The sequence below is a fragment of the Methanobrevibacter sp. genome, assembly GCF_045220775.1.
GTDB lineage: Archaea > Methanobacteriota > Methanobacteria > Methanobacteriales > Methanobacteriaceae > Methanocatella.
The window spans coordinates 1-19,388 of the sequence record NZ_JBGUWC010000121.1 but is presented as its reverse complement, the minus strand read 5'-3'; the positions used below and the strand labels follow the sequence as shown (position 1 = coordinate 19,388).

Here is a 19,388-nt window from a genome sequence, read left to right as displayed (position 1 = left end):
ATGAAAGAATTCAAGCTGAAGTCACCTTACAAACCATTAGGTGACCAACCAAAAGCCATTAACTCATTAGCTGAAGGCATAAAAAACGGCCTAAAGGAACAGACCCTTTTAGGCGTAACAGGTTCGGGTAAGACTTTCACAATGGCAAATGTCATTGAAAAGGTCCAAAAGCCGACTCTAGTTATTTCACACAACAAGACTTTGGCTGCACAGTTATACGAAGAGTTCAAGGAGTTTTTCCCGGACAATGCAGTCGAGTACTTTGTCAGCTATTATGATTATTACCAGCCGGAGGCTTATGTGCCCCGCACAGACACTTTTATTGACAAAGAAGCTTCAATAAACGACGATATAGATATAATGAGGCATTCTGCAACACAGTCCCTGCTTTCAAGGGATGATGTCATCGTCGTAAGCAGTGTCAGCTGCATCTATGGTATCGGTTCTCCTGAAGACTATGGTGAATTCGCATTTGGAATAAATGTTGGAGACATCTATGAGAGGTCCGAAATCCTTCGCCGCCTGGTGTTCATGCAGTATGAGAGAAACGACATTGAATTTGACAGGGGTCAGTTCAGGGTTCGTGGTGATGTCATCGAAATCAACCCCGTTCATGGAACTCCGCCAATAAGGATTGAACTGTTCGGTGATGAAATCGATGCAATCAGCCTGATTGACAAGGTAACTGGAAGAAAGCAGGAATCCCTTCAAAGGTACATGATTTTCCCTGCAAAGCACTTCGTCGTCGGCCAGGACAAGATGGATACTGCGATTTCAAAAATCACTAATGAGCTTGAAGAAAGGCTTTCAGAGCTGAATGCCATGGGAAAGATTCTGGAAGCTCAAAGATTGGAGCAGAGAACTCGTTTCGATATTGAAATGCTTCGTGAAATGGGGTATTGTCCTGGAGTAGAAAACTATTCAATGCACCTGTCAGGCCGTAATTGGGGAGATAAGCCTTATTCACTTTTAAAATATTTCCCTGATGACTTTTTAACAATTATTGATGAATCTCATGTTACCGTTCCGCAAATCAGGGGAATGTATAATGGGGACAGGGCACGTAAGGAAACATTGGTTGAATACGGCTTCAGACTGCCTTCAGCCAAGGAAAACCGTCCGTTGAGGTTTGACGAATTTGAATCATCAGTAAATCAGGTAATCTATGTGTCAGCAACACCTGCACCGTATGAGCTTTCAAAGTCTAGAAATGTTGTTGAGCAGATTATCAGGCCGACAGGATTAGTTGATCCGGAAGTAATAATAAGGCCGGTGACCGGCCAGGTTGAGGATCTGCTTGAAGAGGTCAGGAAAACCGCCGAGAAGGATGAAAGGGTCTTGGTTACAACATTGACTAAAAGAATGGCTGAAGACTTGACTGACTATTATGCAAGAATAGGCGTTAAGGTAAGGTATATGCACTCCGAAATCGATACTCTGGAGAGAATTGACATAGTAAATGACCTAAGGCGTGGAAAATTCGATGTATTGGTGGGAGTTAACCTTTTAAGGGAAGGTCTGGACCTGCCGGAAGTGTCCTTGGTAGCTATTCTTGATGCGGATAAGGAAGGATTTTTAAGAAATGAGACCTCTTTGATACAGACTATCGGACGGGCTGCAAGAAACGTAAACGGCCGTGTGATAATGTATGTGGACAACATGACCACATCTGTTCAGAATGCGTATGACATTACAATGAAAAGGCGCAAACTGCAGATGAAATACAATGAGGTTCATGGTATCACTCCAAAATCAACAAGAAGGACACTAAAAGAAAAGCTTGCCGAGGAAGATGAGAAATATAAGGGCATTGGAACCGATGTTGATAAAATGCCTAAGGATGAGCTTCGCCTACTCATTAAGGACCTGGAAAGGGACATGAAGGATGCGGCTGCAAGGCTTGACTTCGAAAGGGCTGCCGATTTGAGGAATAAGCTTTACGCCTTGAAAGGTTTTGATAAATAGTTTTCTGTTTAGAGAAAACTTTTTTAGTTTTTTAATAATTTTTTCAGTTTAGAGAAAATTTTACTTTAATTTAGAAAATTTTTTCAGTTAAGAGAAAACTTTATTAATCCAATTAGTTATAATATATACTAATGATAGAAAGAAATGAATATTTAAATCAAATTAGGCCCTTAGTTGGTAAGCACATAATAAAAGTTTTCACGGGTGTTAGGCGGTCAGGAAAATCAACATTATTGAAATTAATTATTAAAGAACTTAAGAACAATGGTGTTGATGAAAATAACATTATTCTAATTGATTTTGATTCAGTTGAGGCATTAAAATTCAGTGATATAACTCAAGTTAGTGATTATATTCAAGATTCAACCAAAAATGTTGATGGAAAAATATATCTGTTTTTTGATGAAGTTCAAAGGATTACCCAATGGGAAAGATTAGTTAATGCATATTTTAATGATGAAAACTATGATGTTTATGTTACAGGATCAAATTCAAAACTTCTTTCTGGTGAATTTGCAACTTATTTAACTGGAAGATATGTTGAAATCAAAGTCTATCCATTTTCATTTAAAGAATATTTGGAGTATTATAAAGATTCTAATTTGACTCAAAAAGAACTATTTAATCAATATATTGAAAATGGAGGAATGCCTTCTTCATTCCAGTTAGAAAATAAAATGCAATATTTGGATGATTTAACTAGTTCCATAATTAATAAGGATATTCTTCAAAGGTTCAATGTAAAGAATACTGATTTGTTAAACAATTTATTTGCATTTTTACTTTCAAATATAGGTAATCTATTCTCAGCAAATAGTATCCATGATTTTCTTAAAGGAAAAAAGATTAAAGTTTCCATAAATACTATTTATAATTATTTAGATTATTTACAGGAAGCGTGTCTGATTTATCAAGTGAAAAGGTATGATGTTGTTGGCAAAACATTATTGAATCATTTGGAGAAATACTATGTAGTTGACCATGGAATAAGAGAATCAATATTTAATAGAAATATGGTGGATATCGGACAGATATTAGAAAATATTGTTTATTTTGAATTACTTAGAAGAGGATATAATGTAAATGTGGGCATTATAAACAAGAATGAAATAGATTTTGTCGTTTCAAAGAATAAGGAAGTTAAATACATTCAGGTTACGTATATTTTATCCAATGAAGATGTGGTTAAAAGAGAATTTGGAAATTTGCTTAAAATCAGGGATAACTATCCAAAATATGTTATTTCAATGGATGAGATTGATATGTCTAGAATGGGTGTAAAACATTTAAATATAATTGATTTTTTATTAAGTGATGAGTTTTGAATTACTTTTCAAATGCTCTCTGAAACATTTTATTAACTAGTTTGTTCTAATAATATATAACTAAATTGAGGAGATTATTATGCCAGAGGAGTCAAAAAAACAGATTGTCATCAAGGGCGCACGTGAGCACAATTTGCAGGATATTGATGTCAGTGTCCCCCGTGATGAATTCATTGTAATTACAGGCATAAGTGGGTCTGGAAAGTCTTCGCTAGCTTTTGATACAATTTATGCTGAAGGACAGCGTAGATATGTCGAATCGCTTTCAGCTTATGCAAGACAGTTCCTGGGTCAGATGAAAAAGCCGGAAATGGAGTCCATTGAGGGTTTGTCCCCGGCCATTTCAATTGACCAGAAGACTACAAGGGAAAATCCGAGATCTACTGTCGGTACAATTACAGAAATTTATGATTATTTGAGATTATTGTATGCAAGGATTGGTATTCCGCACTGTCCTAATTGTGGAAAGGAAATCTCACAGCAAACCATAGGCCAGATTGGAGATTCAATCATTGAAGAGGGAGAAGGAATCAAGATTCAAATCCTATCTCCAATCGTTAGGGATAAGAAAGGCCAATTTAAGGATGTATTGGATGATTTGAGAAACAAAGGTTTTGTCAGAGTCCGTGTAGATGGTGAGATAAGGGATTTGGATGAGGATATCGAGCTTGCAAAAACCTATCGCCACAATATCGATGTTGTAGTTGACAGATTGAAGATTAGGCGTGATGTTGACTTTAAAAGAAGGCTTGTCGACTCTCTGGAAACCGCTGCCGAACTGACAGAAGGCCTGATTACTGTATTGTTTACAACTGAAGACGAAGAGTATGAGAAAAAATATTCAGAACACTTTGCATGTGTCGATTGTGGAATAAACTTTGAAGAGCTGACTCCAAGGATGTTTTCATTCAACGCTCCTCAGGGGGCATGTCCTGAATGTAACGGTATTGGTTCCAAAATGGAAATCGACCCTGATTTGATTGTTCCGGATAAGACCTTATCTTTAAACGATGGGGCTATTGCTCCATGGTCCAAATCAACAAAAAGGGAAAACTATTATTATCAGATGCTTGATGCAGTATCAAAACACTTCAATTTCAGCATGGATGTTCCATTCAATGAATTGGACCCTGAATATCAAAATACAATATTATATGGATGTAAGGATAAGATTGCATTCACATTCAAAAGAAGAAATAAATCATATATGGTAAACCGTAAGTTTGAGGGAGTAATTCCAAGAATGGAAAGGTTATACATTGAAACCAAGTCCAATTACTCTAGAAAATACCTTTCAAAGTTCATGAGCGACAGGAAATGTCATGTCTGTGATGGAAAAAGGCTCAGGCCTGAGATATTGGCCGTCACTGTCGGTGGAAAATCCATCATTGATGTATGTGATTTACCAATAAAAGATTCATACCAATTTTTCCAGGATTTGGAGCTCACTGAACGTGAAAATTTCATTGCAAGGGAAGTCCTAAAGGAAATCAAGGAAAGATTAAGCTTTCTCGTTGAAGTGGGACTTGATTATCTTTCAATGTCAAGGTCATCAGGTACGCTATCCGGTGGAGAAGCTCAAAGAATCAGATTAGCAACCCAAATCGGTTCTGGTCTGGTAGGTGTATTATACATTCTGGATGAGCCAAGTATAGGTCTTCACCAAAGGGACAATATCAAGTTGATTGAAGCTCTTAAAAGGCTTAAAGATTTGGGAAACACCTTGGTTGTTGTTGAACACGACGAAGAGACAATTCTCTCAGCAGACCATGTTGTAGACATTGGTCCGGGTGCCGGCGAGCATGGTGGTAAAGTGGTCGCTCAAGGAACACCATTGGATATTATGAAAAATCCGGACTCCATTACTGGTCAGTACATCTCAAGAGTCAAAAAGATTGACATTCCAAAGGAACGCAGGCCTGGAAACGGTAAATTCATTACTATTAGAGGAGCCGCCCAAAACAACCTCAAGCACATAGATGTGGAAATTCCATTGGGCAAATTCACTTGCGTTACAGGCGTTAGCGGATCCGGTAAAAGTAGCCTAATCAATGAGATATTATATAAGGGCGCTAAAGGCAAGCTGTCCAAAACATTCACTTTTGCAGGCAAATATGATGAGATTGAAGGGCTAAAAAATGTCGATAAGGTCATTGCAATCAATCAAAAGCCGATTGGAAGAACTCCAAGGTCAAACCCTGCAACATACACAGGAGTATTTACTGATATCCGTGATTTGTTTGCAAACACTCCTGAATCTAAGGCAAGAGGATACAAGCCTGGAAGGTTCTCATTCAATGTAAAGGGCGGAAGATGTGAAGCATGTTCCGGTGACGGTATTGTCCAGATTGAAATGCACTTCCTGGCGGATGTTTACGTGCCATGTGAAGTCTGCGGAGGCAAAAGGTACAACGAAGATACCCTGGATATCAGATATAAAGGTAAGAATATCTATGAAGTCCTGGAGATGACTGTTGAAGAGGCATTGGAATTCTTTGAAAACATTCCAAAGATTACCAAAAAGCTTCAAACATTGTATGATGTGGGTTTAGGTTATATGAAGATAGGCCAGCCTGCAACTACACTTTCCGGTGGGGAAGCTCAAAGAATCAAGCTTGCTAAGGAACTGTCAAGAACCAGCACAGGCAAGACATTATACATTCTTGATGAACCGACAACTGGTCTTCACTTTGCAGACATCAAAAAACTGCTGGAAGTTCTAGCCAGATTGACTGATGCAGGCAATTCTGTTGTCGTTATTGAGCATAATTTGGATGTTATCAAAACTGCTGATCATATCATTGATTTAGGTCCTGAAGGCGGAGACGGTGGAGGTCAGGTAATAGCTACTGGAACTCCTGAAGAGATTGCTGAGTCAGGCACTTACACAGGGCAGTTCTTAGAGCGCATGCTTGATGAAAACATCACTCCATATGCTAAAGAATTAGTGGAAGATATAGGAAAATGATTTTTTCTTATATCAGTTAACTATTTTTTTATTTTTAATTTTTTTATTTTATTCTACTTTTTTTCTAAATTCTAAACATTGTAATATAATTTTTCAAATTCTAAGAATCATTTAAGTAAATTTAAATACTTTCTTGTTTAATTATTAATCATAAGGTAGTTAAGTATTAATTCCTAGGCAATACTTAATTAACTACACTTATCGCTGGTGATAAATATGAGAGAGTTATACGAAAAGATGATTGACGAGTCAATGGCTGCTCAAAAGGCAGACGTTGCAGTCATATCAGAAAACAGGTACAATGACTTTAAAATAACTGATGCTAAGCCTTACGCTGATGCAGTCGCAGGCATGAAAGCATTAGACAACCAAGCAGAATCTGTAATTAACTTACACAAAGAATCTGTTAAAAACCACTATGAAATTTTGTCTTCCATTACAGACACTTTGCAATGTGAAGATGATCCTTTCATTGAACACTTCCAAACTCCACCAATTTTAGAAATATTGTGTGAAGAGGATGGAGAATTCGCTGATAGTGTAGATAAATTTATCCAAGCTATTGCTGATTCAGAAGCTTTAATCGCTAAAGAATCAATCAGAAGATACGGAGGATTCTATGGACCGACCTGTGTAGTGGACTTTGCATTAATGCCTGGAAGTACCAGTAATGTTGTAAACCAAATATTGACCAAAATGGACATTCCTGTACTTCACAAACAAGCAATATTGTCTGCAAAATCCTGGGGTATGAACACTTCATATGGTATTGGTGATGCATTCGCTAATGCTATTGAAGACAGATTCACCGCTGCACAAGCAACAGAAAAAGAAATTGAAACATTACAAATGATTTACAAAACTCCTATTGAAGGACAAGGTAAATTAATGGATGATGCAAATCACTCATCATTTGATGTAAGAGACTACATGAACAAATATAAAAAGGCAATGACTCCTGTAGTCAAAGCTGCAATGGACGACGGCGTACATTACGGTAACATCGTAACCGTACCTGCATACTGTGTTGGAGACATCGGACACCACATCGGCCAATCCACTTACAACATGTGTAAAGACGATGTAATTATGGCTGTCATTGAAGCTACCGCTGGAGTTATTGAAAACTCATTAAGAAACAACCTTGACGTTTTCGAAAGCCCATTTGATGTGTTAAAACTCTCAACTGGTGCATCCGCATGTGCAACCGAATTCCTATTAGAATTAGACGGATTCACCGCACCTATTGTTGTTGACATGTTAAACAAAAGATTCCACAACTACGTACAACAATATCCAAAAAGAGGTGCAGCTGCTGAGTTACACAACTGTGACTTCATGGACATGATTTACAGAGGATTTAACGCAATGAGTAATGCTAGAAAAATGAGATCATCCAGTGGATATGAAATCATTCCTAGAATCAAAGGTATGGAAGTTGACTTCAAACCTATCCTAGAAAATGAAGTGTTAATGAATCCACAAAGATACGCTTATCCTGCATGTGCTATTACAGTAAGATTCTCATCACTTATGAGATTAGCAGACTACCCATGTCTATTAACTTCAGAACCTATTACAGCAACAATGATGACCAACATTATTGCACTTGACAAAGAAGCACCAGGATCCCCTGTAAGAGGATGTAAACAATGTGCTTCAGCTTGCCTAGCAGACAACAAACACGAATACTGTCAATGGAGAGAAGCTGTATAGGTGAGATAAATGCCTTGTAATATTAGAAAAAAATTCTTTGCAGAACTTTTAGGAACATTTTTCCTTGTATTTTTCGGTACAGGTTCAGCTGTCGTAACCTTATTGATTACTGATGCGGCCGGAGCTGCCGGAATAGGACCTTTAGGCGGATTAGGTGACTGGATTGCTATTGCTTTAGCATTTGGTCTAACTGTAATGATATGTATTTATGTATTCGGTAAGATATCCGGTGCACACTTGAATCCTGCTGTAACCATTGGGCTACTTGTAACCAAAAACATTGATTTAATCGACAGTGTTTACTATATCGTGGCACAAGTAATCGGTGCATGTTTAGGAAGCCTTTTCCTATTCTTATGTCTAGGCGATCCTGCAGTCACAATCGGTGGTCTTGGTGCAACCGCTCCAGGACTTGGAGTAAGCTACATGCAAGCTATGTTAGCGGAATTCATTGGAACATTCTTCCTTATGATGGTTGTAATGGGTGTAGCAGTCGATAAAAAGGCAGAACCTGGTTTTGCTGGAATATCAATAGGTATGACTGTAGCTGCAGTAATCGTAGTTTTAGGTGCATTTACAGGTGCTTCAATCAACCCTGCACGTACATTCGGTCCTTACTTAATGGACATGATTTTAGGAGGACAAAACCTCTGGGGATTCTTCCCAATATACCTAGTCGGACCTATTCTCGGTGCAATCTGTGCAGCTCTTGCATATGCATATCTTGCAAAAGGCAGTGGAGTCTGTGAACTTCCACAACCATTTAATGATGAATAAATCTTTTGATTTATTCTCTTTTTCTTTTTTTAATAACCTATTTAATTAATTAAAACAAATATTATTTTAGGTGATAATTTGAGTTTTGATATTAGGGAAGCTTTTTTGATATTTATTCGCGGAGTCCTTATGGGTTCTGCAGATATTGTTCCGGGGGTTTCCGGTGGAACAATAGCATTAATAACAGGAATTTATGCTTATTTGGTAGAAGCAATCAGTAAAATAAAATTTGGATTCGTAAAACCTCTTTTAAAAGGAGACATTAATGGCTTTATAAATGGATTGTTTGATGAAATAGATTTCAAATTCTTTATTCCATTGGTTTTAGGTATCGGTGTTGCTTTCCTGACACTTGCAAAAGTTGTAACCTATTGTATGGATGTGCATACTGCATTAACCTATTCGTTCTTTTTAGGTCTGATTATAGCTTCTGCAGTGATATTATTCAAAAAGCTCAATGAAATCAACTTAAAAAACATATTATTTGCATTAATTGGAGCGGTCTTAACTTTCATATTTGTAAGCTTGAATCCGATAGCAGCCAATCATTCATTGCCTGTAATTTTTATTTCAGGAATGATTGCCATTTGTGCGATGATTTTGCCTGGAATTTCCGGATCATTTCTGCTATTGCTTTTAGGCCAATACAAATACATGCTGAATGCCCTTCACCAATTGCATTTGGCCGACATCATCGTCTTTGTTATTGGGGCTGTAATCGGTATTCTAGGATTTTCCAAAATACTCAACTATCTGCTTAAAAATCATGAAAAAATAACAATGGCGTTCCTTATCGGTGTAATGATGGGGTCTCTAAAAGTTCCTGGTGTAGAAATTCTAAATTCAGCCGGTTTGGGCTTTGCATTATTGCCGTGCATTATAGTAGCAATTATTGGATTTGCATTAATAATTATCTTGGAAACCAGATTTGATTATATGGAATAAGGTATGCGAAACATGACACCTTACTTCTAATTTTTGAAAATATTGTATGTTTTTGGCAAGTTTTTTTTCCAATGCATTTACTTTTTTTATGCAAAATTTTTTTAATAATTTTTAATTAGATTAATAATAGATATTAAAATGTAAATTAATATGGGTGACAAAATGGCTATTGATTTGACAGATATCGGAATTGAAGAAGGACAGAAATATGAAGGGATTTACACTACCATGAGCAAGGAAGGTGTAAAAAATGCTGCACCAATAGGAATTGTATGCAAAGGCAAAGACAAACTTGGATGCAGATTATTTGTCGGTACCAAAACCCTGAAAAACATTATGGAAACACGCAAATATGTTGTAAATATTACTTTTGATCCTATAAATTTTGTAAATTCAACCATCGGAAACTTGGATATTGAAGAGTTTACGGACGATGATGACATTGCAATATTGAAGAATGCAGAAGCATATATCATTTGTGATGTCACAGACATTAGAAAAATGGATCCGATTAAAGACCATGTAACATCAAATGGGGAAGCTTATATCATAAGCAGTGATGTTGTAGAAATCGTTAAGAACAATCCATGTGCAAAGGCTTTAAACAGAGGAGTATTTGCCCTTCTTGAATGCCTTACAAACTATACTCGGCTTGACCTTGTAAGTAAGGAACAGCAGGATTATTTTGTCGGAAGGTTTAATGAAAACTATCGTATGATTAAGAGGGTTTCCGGACAGGATACGATAAAAGCCATGGAGATTCTTAAAAACAGCATGATAGAAAAGGGTTTCGATGTTAAATAGAACCCGATTTTGCCTTTAATTTTAGTTTAGCGTATCGGTCGGTGATGAAGCCAAAATTATTTTAATTATTCTATTTTAATAAAAGTAGCTCATAAAGATGAAATTTTTCTAATCCCACAGCTTTGTGGAATACTTCAACAGTATCAATATATTTAAATCCGAATTTTTCAAATACATTTTGGGCTCCAATATTGCCATCAATAATGTCTAATCTAATTGTTTTTTGGTTATTTTCAATAGCATTTCTTTTAATTTGATTGAATATCTTTTTTCCAATTCCTTTTCCTGTGAAATTTCTATCCACTGCAAATGTATGGATTATAGTTGTTTCATATGGTTCGGCATTAGCAATCCAGTTGATATCTTCATATTCAGGGTCAAATCTGTTGTTCAAAACAACGCTGGCAATGATATTGTCATTTTCTGTGTAGATATATAATTCCTCATTCTCAATGCTTGTTTCAATGAATTCTAAATTCGGATAATCTTTACTCCATTTTGGTTTAAATTCACTGCCTTTAATGGATTTGATGACATTCTGATAGAATTGCAATATTTCAACTGCTTCTTCAATTTCCGCTTTTCTTAGACTGCTCATGTTATTCATATAATCATTAGATTTAATTTTCTTTATAATTAAACTCTTTTAAATATAAGCTTTATTAATCAATGTTTAGAGTCTATAATTAAATCTTTTAATATTTATTAATAATCAATAATATAAATAAAAGCAATGTTAGTTTTAAAAAAGATTAAAAAACAGTGGAGATTATATCCAATCGGTTCTCCAAAGGGGGCATTGAATCACAAAAGAGAACCCGAATTCGTTGGGAATATCAAGTTCAGCAATGATGGAGATTCATTATCCATTTCCAGATTCGTGGCTGATTATAATTTTAACGATAACTCCACATTGAATGAGAAGCTAATGCCTCCAGGTGAGGTTATCAAGCTTCTGCGCTCACAGGCTGTTTTTCTTGCAACCCCTGACGAAAAGGTGGAAAAGTTCCTGAAATCACTCAACATTAAGGTTAGAAAAACCCAGGTTTGTGACTTTTGCGCGTATGAAGGAAATATCACTATAGTAAACTCCTCTTATTCTTATAAACATAACAATCAATTAATATGTAAGGATTGTGCATATGACACAATCAAGGAAGAAATCAAGCTTCAGGGATTTGACAAAAAGATTTTCAGAAATCTTAAAAATACCCTGGAAAAGACAGGAAGCCTGGAAAAGACATTATCCGTTCTGGACCCTCACTTTGATCCGATAAAGAACAGGAATCTGACATTATTTGACAAGACCAAAAAGTCAAAGCATATTATACCTCCGGTTGACATGAAGCGCCTTAAGATACCTCAAGACTTCAAACAGGTTCTTCTTGATTCCGGAAACACCAAACTGTTGCCGGTTCAGTATTTGGCCATTAAGGAAGGCCTCCTAAAAGGTGAGGATTTGCTTGTTGTAAGTGCAACCGGTTCCGGTAAAACTTTGGTCGGTGAGCTTGCGGGGATTACCGAAGCTTTGAAAGGAAAGAAATTCATTTTTTTAACTCCGTTGGTCGCTCTTGCAAATCAGAAGTACAGGGATTTCAAAAAGAAATACTCAAAATTGGGATTGAAAGTGGCCATTAAGGTTGGAAGAAACCGTGTAAAGGCAAAAGGAGAACTTAAGTTACCAGATTCTGACGTATCCAAAGCGGACATTGTTGTTGCAACCTATGAGGGAATCGATTATCTTTTAAGAAACGGCAATTCAAAGTCACTGCATGGTCTGGGAGTGGTTTTGATTGATGAAATCCATATGATTGATGATGAAGACCGTGGAACAAGATTGAACGGCTTAATCAAGAGATTGAAAAATCTGTATCCAAAAACTCAAATCATAGGCCTTTCTGCAACAGTTAAAAACCCGGAATTTTTGGCCGAAGAATTCAACATGAAGCTGGTTCAATACTCAGAGCGTCCGGTTCCTTTGGAAAGGCATCTGGTTTATACAAGAAACGAGTCTCAAAAACGTCATTTGATGATAAAGCTTGTTCAAAAGGAATTCAACACCAAATCCAAAAAGGGATATAGGGGACAAACCATTATATTTACTAATTCAAGGCGCAAAACCCATCAGATTACCAATTATTTAACCAATAAAAGAGTCAATGCCCAGGCTTACCATGCTGGATTGTCATATTATAAGAAGGAAAAGATTGAAAAGGACTTTGACAAGGGTAAGATTTCCTGTGTCGTTACTACAGCTGCACTTGCGGCGGGTGTTGATTTTCCGGCTTCTCAGGTCATTTTCGATTCTCTTGTAATGGGAAACAAGTGGATTAATCCGAATGAGTTTTCACAGATGTTGGGTCGTGCCGGAAGGCCAAGCTATCACGACAGGGGTATCGTATATCTGCTTCCGGAAGTCGGCAATGATTTTGAAGGAGAATCTGAAGAGGCAAAGGCACTTGATTTATTGGAAAGCAATCATGAAGATGTCTACATTGAATATGATGAGGAATCAGCTTATGAACAAATATTGGCGGACATTTCATCCACATCAATCAAGTCAATTGATGAGCTGAACAAATTCTATAAGGATATTGATGTTCCGGTTTCACTCAAGATTGCCTCAGAAGAAATGGAGGATTTGGGTCTGATTGACATTTCACCGTCAAACAAATTAAGCGTCACAAAATATGGCAGAGCCACATCGGTTTCATTTCTGTCAATTGATGAAGCGGAATTCATCAAAAACACATTAAATGATAGGGAATACTTGAAACGCTATGTCGGCCTGTCTCCAATGTATAAGAAAAAGGAAAAGTATGACAAATTGAAGGTATTGATATTGGCAATGGCAATGGATTTGGAAATGTTTGAAAACGCATACCTCTCAAGCGTTATTCACAATCAAATCTCAAATGCTTTGAAAATCAAGTTTTCAACAAGGCTGTTTGCCGAATCCACTCTGGACATCATATCTTCAGGCGAAGCCATTGAAAAGGTTGACAAGAAATATCAGGATGCGCTTATTGCCCTCCAGAGCGATTTCATGCAGTGCAGGTGTCAGGACAGGCCATTCTGCAGCTGCATGCAGAGGGGAATATCTGAAGTGATTATTCATGAGCGCTTAAAGGGAAAGGATCCGCAGGACATATCGAACAAGCTGTTTCGAAAATACCAGATTCAGGTCTATCCTGGAGATATTTTCTCATGGCTTGATAATTTCGTTAAAAATTTAGATGCAATTAAAAGAATTTCAAGTTCATTTAATAAAGATAATATAGTTAAAAAAACTAATTATTTAATTAAGAAAATAGAAAATGGGTGAAGATGCATGTATGCAGAAGACAAAATATTAATTGGTTGTAATGAAAATATGGACGTATTTGCATTACCAAGAATGGCTAACAGACATGGTGTTATTGCCGGAGCAACAGGAACCGGTAAGACCGTTACTTTAAAAGTGCTTGCAGAATCCTTTTCAGATATGGGAGTGCCAGTATTTTTGGCAGACATGAAAGGGGATGTTGCAGGTCTTGCAAAAGTCGGTGCAACAAATGACTTCATTTCAAGAAACGTTGAAGCGTTCTCTCTTGAAGATAAAGGATTTAACTTCAAGTCATATCCTGTTGAATTTTGGGATCTCTTCGGTGAAAAGGGTCTTCCTGTAAGGGTAACACTATCTGAAATGGGGCCGATGTTGCTTTCAAAAATCTTAAACTTGTCAGAAGCGCAAGCTGGCGTTTTGAATATCATATTCAGAGTGGCTGATGATGAATCTCTTTTGATTGTTGATTTAAAAGATTTAAAAGCTATGATTAATCATGTTGTTGAAAATAAGGATAAATATGAAAGTCAATATGGCGCAATTGCCCCTAAATCAGCCAATACAATTTTAAGGACTTTATTGGCATTTGAAGACCAAGGTGGAGATTTATTCTTTGGTGAACCTGCCCTGGATTTGAATGATTTCATGCAAGTCGATGATAACGGAAAAGGTGTCATCAATGTTTTGGATGCTCAAAAGTTGTCCTTATCTCCTGAAATATATTCAACATTCCTGCTTTGGATGATGTCCAGTCTATATCAGAATCTGCCTGAAGTAGGAGATATGGATAAGCCTAAATTCGTATTTTTCTTTGATGAAGCTCATTTGCTATTTGATGAAATCTCACCTGAATTCGGAAAGAAAATCGAACAGATTGTTCGTTTAATCAGGTCAAAAGGTGTAGGGTTGTACTTCATTTCACAATCCCCTGCAGACATTCCGGATGATATCCTAGCTCAATTGGGTAACAGAGTTCAGCACGCCCTTCGCGCATACACTCCAAAAGACCAAAAGGCGGTAAAGGTTGCAGCCGAAACATTCAGGCCAAATCCTAATTTCGGTACTGCAGAGGTAATATCAACTTTAGGTACTGGTGAAGCGTTGGTATCAGTTCTTGATGAAAAGGGAGCTCCTACAGTTGTGGAACAGGTTAAAATCGTGCCTCCTCAAAGCCACATCGGTTCAATTGACGATGACTTGCGTAATCAAATCATTAACATTTCCGAATTCAAATCCAAATATTGGGATGCGGTTGATCCGGAATCAGCATATGAGATTTTATTGAATAAGATAGCATCAAACCCAAACATTGAAAGTGAAGTTCCTGAATCAGATAAGCAAATAATAGAGGAAGTCAAAACTCAAAATCAGGAAGCTCCTCAACAGCAAGGTTCTGTTTTAGTGGATATATTAGGCACTGTCATTGCAGGTCAAACCAAGCAGACAACACGTAAAAGAACTAAAAAATCCAGTTCACAAAAGATGGTTGAAAAGGCAGCTTCACAAGCAATGAACACTGCTGCCCGTGAAGTTACAAAAGGAATCATGAGAGGAATATTCGGACAAATGAAATAAGGTGATATTATGGCTCATCCACATTTTAAAGCTATTGAAAATATGGAGGCCTCTTCATTTATTTCCATTATTGAAGAGTCTAAATTGACTTATGTAAGGGATAATTTGGATATCCATTTGCATGAAAGTCAAGTAAAACTATTGAAAAGAGTTAAAAAACATGAAAAGCCTCATCACAAACGAATTAGAATAAAGCAATATGAAAAGGCTGAAAAAACAGATCTGTTCAAATTGCATGAGGAATTATATCTTAAAAGCTATAAGAAATTGGCTAAAAAAGGTTTAATTGAAATTGATGAAAGCCCAGAAAACGGTCTTCCATACGATTGCTCTTTAACTGAAAAGGGAATTGAAGTTTTAGAAGAAATTGCCCGTTTAGAAAGCGAATGGGAGGAAGTTGTCGGCGTTGGTGATGAAGATAAGGAAGTCTTAAAGAAATTGGCTCTGAACTCCTTTGAAATTTCATACAACCATAAGAAAAAATTGGATTTCATATTCTGAAATATTCAAATTCACTAGCTATTGAGTTATATGCATTTTCAACATTCTCAATAGCATCTTTTCTATTTTTAAAGTAATAAAGATGACTTTCACATGTGCAGTCTGAGCATCCAAAGTCTTTAACTCCAGTTGTTTTTCCAGATAGGTATTGTGATAGTTCACATTCTATTTTCTTTGTTGATTCTGCATAGATTACGTCTGTAATGTCGGCATTCTTTAAGAGGTAGTCAATATGCCAATGAAGCTTTTTTTCATCGCTTAGGTGTCTTGTGATTCGTGAAGTTAATGAACTCATTGCTGATCCTACATAAACATAAAATCCTTTTTTAAAATAAGTATCTCCTAATTTTTTACCAATTTTGATGGTTTTTTCATTATCCAACTCAACAATCAAACAATAACTGCCTTTCATAATTTTTATGTTAACTTCTGTTTATATTAATTTTTTTTTTAATTTCATTTGATTATTTATATTATAAAATTTAAAGATAATAATGTATAATTAATTTGGAGGAATCATTTTGTTTATAATTAATAGGAAATTATCGTTATTTTTAATAGTATTGCTTTTATTAATTATTATTCCATCAAGTTTTGCTCATGACAACGATACAGCAATAACAATTGATGAAGAAAGCCCAGTTGCTATTGAAAGTATTGATGATGCGGAGCCTCTGAGAGGCAGTAATGATTATTATTTTGATGCATCAGCTGAAAATGATACTGGTGATGGTTCAATTGATAATCCTTATAAGTATTTGACTGCAAGCAGGATTAAAGCTAATGCAAATATTTATTTAGCAGATGGGGAATATAATTTAGACCAATCCAAGTCAATAGAGCAAGTCAATATTATTGGCAGTAACACAAATAGTACAATTATTAAATATGACGGTGTTGCTTTTAAGGTTTGGAATTCATTAACTTTAACAAATCTGACAATCTCTGGCGCAACCATAATGAACTATGAAAAGCTCAATGCTACAAACACAGTTTTCTGTTATGGATACGGCAGTAATAAGGATAGCTATGGAAACCATTACGGCGGTTCAATCTACTGCCCATATTATACTGACGATTATACTTCTGCTGTAAATATCAAGAATTGTACTTTCATGAATAATTATGCTGAGTATGGTGGAGCTATTTATATGGATGGGGGTAGTTTGGACATAATCGACACCATGTTCATCAATAATTTCGCTTATAATTATGGTGGAGCAATTGCCGCCGAATATGGAACAAGCATAACAATTTCAAGATCTAAGTTTTTAAACTCCTATTCCATGGCCGATGCAGGTGGAGCGATTTATACTAGAGTGGCTACATTAGAAATTAGCAATGTAGATATCATAAATTCTTCTGCAACATTTGGAGGTGCAATTGCAACTCTTAAAACTGATGTAAGTTTAAATCGTTTAAATGTTTATAATTGTACTGCGAAATGGGATGGGGGAGCAATTTATCACTTGTATGGAAATTTTTCATCAGTATACGGTAAGTTTAATAATAACTCCGCTAATAATGGTGGGGCATGGTTTATTGATAATTCCACTAGTTTATCATTAATTCGAACTACTTTTACAAATAATAATGCCTTGTCCACTGCAGGTGCCATTTATTCAATCTGCAATACTTTGAAAGGTATGGGTTCAGTAGCACAAGGAGCTATCTTTTCTGGAAATAAAGCGGTCTTTAGAAATAATGAATATGAAATTTCTTTAATAAATTTGACCATTGCAAATGGCAATTATACAATGTATAAACAAAATGCATCCGAAATAACCGTTATTCCTTCATATTATAGCTTGATTGACCAAGGTTGGGTGACAATTCCTAAAGATCAACAGGCATCAGGTAACTGTTGGGCATTTACAGCAATATCTGTTTTAGAATCTGCAATTCTAAAGGCATCTGGCCAATATCTCGATTTATCTGAAGAAAACATGAAAAATGTGATTGAGTTATATTCCGACTATGGATGGAAAATGGATACCAATGAGGGAGGATATGATAACATGCCTATAGGATACCTTGTAAGTTGGTTAGGTCCGGTCAATGAAACAGATGATGTTTTTGATGATCATAGTGCATTATCTCCAGTATTGAATAGTATAATGCATGTTCAAAATGTTATTTTCCTAAAACGAGATGATTATCTTGACAATGATGCAATCAAAATGGCCATTATGCAGTATGGGGCTGTTGGAACTTCCATGCATTTTGCTAATAATTTCTTTAGAGGAAAAGGATATTATTGCTGGTCTCCTATTGATTCAAACCATGCAGTAACTATTGTCGGCTGGGATGACAATTACTCAAGAGATAATTTCTATGGACTTGGCCAAGATAAGGGTGATGGAGCATGGATAGTCAAAAACAGCTGGGGACCTTCTTGGGATGGCGATGGATATTTCTATGTCTCTTATTACGATGAAAAATTCGCACAGCCTGGCGTTGATGCAGTTGCATATGCTATCATCCTGAATGATACAATCAGATATGATAAAAACTATCAGTATGACATTGCTGGAAGTACTGATTATTTATATACAGGTGATGAGACTCTTTGGTATAAGAATGTTTTCACAGCCAGTGCTGATGAATTTTTAGCAGGCGTATCGACTTACTTTGAAAAAATAACCAATTGGACAGCATCTGTTTATGTAAATGGTGAACTTAAAGCGATAAAAGAAGGCATTTCAAATCCAGGATATTATACTATTGATTTAGGTCAGTTAATTTCTCTTAGTTTGGGCGATATATTTGAAGTTGAATTTAAGGTAAGTGCTTCAGATATGACTTCAATTCCAATTTCCGAGTATTATTCACTTAATAAATTGGTTTACAAACCGGAAATTTCTTATATGAGTTTTGATGGTGTTAATTGGGAAGATTTGTATTATATAAGTAACTCTTATGGAACTCATAAATATTATTCACAAGTTGCTTGCATTAAGGCATTTACAATTTTAAATGAAATCAATACTCTAATTAACCTAACTCTAAGTTATGATGGTTTTAATCCAGTTAATATCACTGCAACTGTCATTGATGAATATGGAAACCTGTTAAATAATGGAAATGTTACTTTTAATTTCAGCGGAAACGAGTTTGTCGTTAATGTATGTAATGGAATAGCTGAATTAACCCATATTTTCGAGAAAGGTGAAGATTCAGTCGTTGCTACATTTAATGCTATAGGTTATAAATCATCCACTAATAGTAGTGAAGTTAACATTAGCTATACTAATAAAGCAATTTTATCTGCTGATGATCTTGTTATGAGTTATAAGGATGGTTCTGCCTGGGCTGTTACTTTGACTGGTGCTGATGGCAATCCTATTGCGGGTGCTGCTATTAAAGTTGGTATTTATGGTAAGCTTTATAATCGTAAGACTGATGCTAATGGTGTTGCTCGTTTAGTTGTTAATTTGGCTCCTGGTTCATATGCAGTGAATGCCACCTTTGAAGGTGATGATACTTA

13 protein-coding genes are annotated in these 19,388 nt (G+C 36.1%); 11 read left to right on the top strand and 2 right to left on the bottom strand.

The annotated features are described in order from the left end of the window. From uvrB to ACJROP_RS08060, 7 genes are all read left to right on the top strand, one after another. On the top strand, positions 1 to 1,965 hold the full coding sequence (gene uvrB / locus ACJROP_RS08090; protein ID WP_406534963.1) for an excinuclease ABC subunit UvrB: 1,965 nt from the start codon (positions 1 to 3) through the stop codon (positions 1,963 to 1,965). A 131-nt stretch (positions 1,966 to 2,096) separates the two neighbouring features. Continuing rightward, complete coding sequence (locus tag ACJROP_RS08085) at positions 2,097 to 3,290, top strand: ATP-binding protein (RefSeq protein ID WP_406534962.1); 1,194 nt, start codon at positions 2,097 to 2,099, stop codon at positions 3,288 to 3,290. A 79-nt stretch (positions 3,291 to 3,369) separates the two neighbouring features. Then, positions 3,370 to 6,258 (top strand): excinuclease ABC subunit UvrA, encoded by a 2,889-nt coding sequence (uvrA, locus tag ACJROP_RS08080; protein WP_406534961.1) that lies wholly within the window; start codon positions 3,370 to 3,372, stop codon positions 6,256 to 6,258. Between the two features lie 216 nt (positions 6,259 to 6,474). Beyond that, positions 6,475 to 7,974 (top strand): DUF2193 domain-containing protein, encoded by a 1,500-nt coding sequence (locus ACJROP_RS08075; RefSeq protein ID WP_406534960.1) that lies wholly within the window; start codon positions 6,475 to 6,477, stop codon positions 7,972 to 7,974. A gap of 9 nt (positions 7,975 to 7,983) precedes the next feature. Beyond that, the gene (locus ACJROP_RS08070; protein ID WP_406534959.1) at positions 7,984 to 8,751 is read left to right on the top strand and encodes an MIP/aquaporin family protein; all 768 of its coding nucleotides are present in this window, start codon (positions 7,984 to 7,986) and stop codon (positions 8,749 to 8,751) included. Positions 8,752 to 8,880: 129 nt separating this feature from the next. Then, a complete protein-coding gene (locus ACJROP_RS08065) occupies positions 8,881 to 9,696 on the top strand; it encodes a DUF368 domain-containing protein (RefSeq protein ID WP_406535000.1) in 816 nt (271 codons plus the stop codon). Positions 9,697 to 9,858: 162 nt separating this feature from the next. Continuing rightward, positions 9,859 to 10,500, top strand: a complete 642-nt coding sequence (locus ACJROP_RS08060) for a DUF447 domain-containing protein (RefSeq protein ID WP_406534958.1) — start codon at positions 9,859 to 9,861, stop codon at positions 10,498 to 10,500. 70 nt (positions 10,501 to 10,570) lie between these two features. On the opposite strand, the gene ACJROP_RS08055 is transcribed toward ACJROP_RS08060, so the two are convergent. Continuing rightward, positions 10,571 to 11,107 (bottom strand): GNAT family N-acetyltransferase, encoded by a 537-nt coding sequence (locus ACJROP_RS08055; protein ID WP_406534957.1) that lies wholly within the window; start codon positions 11,105 to 11,107, stop codon positions 10,571 to 10,573. Positions 11,108 to 11,233: 126 nt separating this feature from the next. On the opposite strand from ACJROP_RS08055, the gene ACJROP_RS08050 reads away from it, so the two are divergent. From ACJROP_RS08050 to ACJROP_RS08040, 3 genes are read left to right on the top strand one after another with little or no spacing between them, the layout of a single operon-like run. Then, positions 11,234 to 13,825 (top strand): DUF5814 domain-containing protein, encoded by a 2,592-nt coding sequence (locus tag ACJROP_RS08050; RefSeq protein WP_406534956.1) that lies wholly within the window; start codon positions 11,234 to 11,236, stop codon positions 13,823 to 13,825. Positions 13,826 to 13,831: 6 nt separating this feature from the next. Next, the gene (locus tag ACJROP_RS08045) at positions 13,832 to 15,400 is read left to right on the top strand and encodes a helicase HerA-like domain-containing protein (protein ID WP_406534955.1); all 1,569 of its coding nucleotides are present in this window, start codon (positions 13,832 to 13,834) and stop codon (positions 15,398 to 15,400) included. A gap of 9 nt (positions 15,401 to 15,409) precedes the next feature. Continuing rightward, entirely contained in the window at positions 15,410 to 15,901 is a 492-nt protein-coding gene (locus ACJROP_RS08040; protein ID WP_406534954.1) for a hypothetical protein, read from the top strand. Here ACJROP_RS08040 and ACJROP_RS08035 read toward each other — a convergent pair. Further along, positions 15,891 to 16,313, bottom strand: coding sequence for a DUF123 domain-containing protein (locus ACJROP_RS08035; RefSeq protein WP_406534953.1), 423 nt, complete (start codon positions 16,311 to 16,313; stop codon positions 15,891 to 15,893). The two genes, ACJROP_RS08040 and ACJROP_RS08035, sit on opposite strands and share 11 nt — an antisense overlap. Before the next feature lie 109 nt (positions 16,314 to 16,422). Between ACJROP_RS08035 and ACJROP_RS08030 the strand changes: the two genes are divergently transcribed. Next, a partial coding sequence (locus ACJROP_RS08030; protein WP_406534952.1) for a C1 family peptidase occupies positions 16,423 to 19,388 on the top strand: 2,966 nt, incomplete at its 3' end.

Bases quoted from the DNA above. Each gene is read 5' to 3' on its own strand.
- uvrB (WP_406534963.1), top strand. From the start codon at position 1: ATGAAAGAATTCAAGCTGAAGTCACCTTACAAACCATTAGGTGACCAA.
- ACJROP_RS08085 (WP_406534962.1), top strand. From the start codon at position 2,097: ATGATAGAAAGAAATGAATATTTAAATCAAATTAGGCCCTTAGTTGGT.
- uvrA (WP_406534961.1), top strand. From the start codon at position 3,370: ATGCCAGAGGAGTCAAAAAAACAGATTGTCATCAAGGGCGCACGTGAG.
- ACJROP_RS08075 (WP_406534960.1), top strand. From the start codon at position 6,475: ATGAGAGAGTTATACGAAAAGATGATTGACGAGTCAATGGCTGCTCAA.
- ACJROP_RS08070 (WP_406534959.1), top strand. From the start codon at position 7,984: ATGCCTTGTAATATTAGAAAAAAATTCTTTGCAGAACTTTTAGGAACA.
- ACJROP_RS08065 (WP_406535000.1), top strand. From the start codon at position 8,881: ATGGGTTCTGCAGATATTGTTCCGGGGGTTTCCGGTGGAACAATAGCA.
- ACJROP_RS08060 (WP_406534958.1), top strand. From the start codon at position 9,859: ATGGCTATTGATTTGACAGATATCGGAATTGAAGAAGGACAGAAATAT.
- ACJROP_RS08055 (WP_406534957.1), bottom strand. From the start codon at position 11,107: ATGAATAACATGAGCAGTCTAAGAAAAGCGGAAATTGAAGAAGCAGTT.
- ACJROP_RS08050 (WP_406534956.1), top strand. From the start codon at position 11,234: ATGTTAGTTTTAAAAAAGATTAAAAAACAGTGGAGATTATATCCAATC.
- ACJROP_RS08045 (WP_406534955.1), top strand. From the start codon at position 13,832: ATGTATGCAGAAGACAAAATATTAATTGGTTGTAATGAAAATATGGAC.
- ACJROP_RS08040 (WP_406534954.1), top strand. From the start codon at position 15,410: ATGGCTCATCCACATTTTAAAGCTATTGAAAATATGGAGGCCTCTTCA.
- ACJROP_RS08035 (WP_406534953.1), bottom strand. From the start codon at position 16,313: ATGAAAGGCAGTTATTGTTTGATTGTTGAGTTGGATAATGAAAAAACC.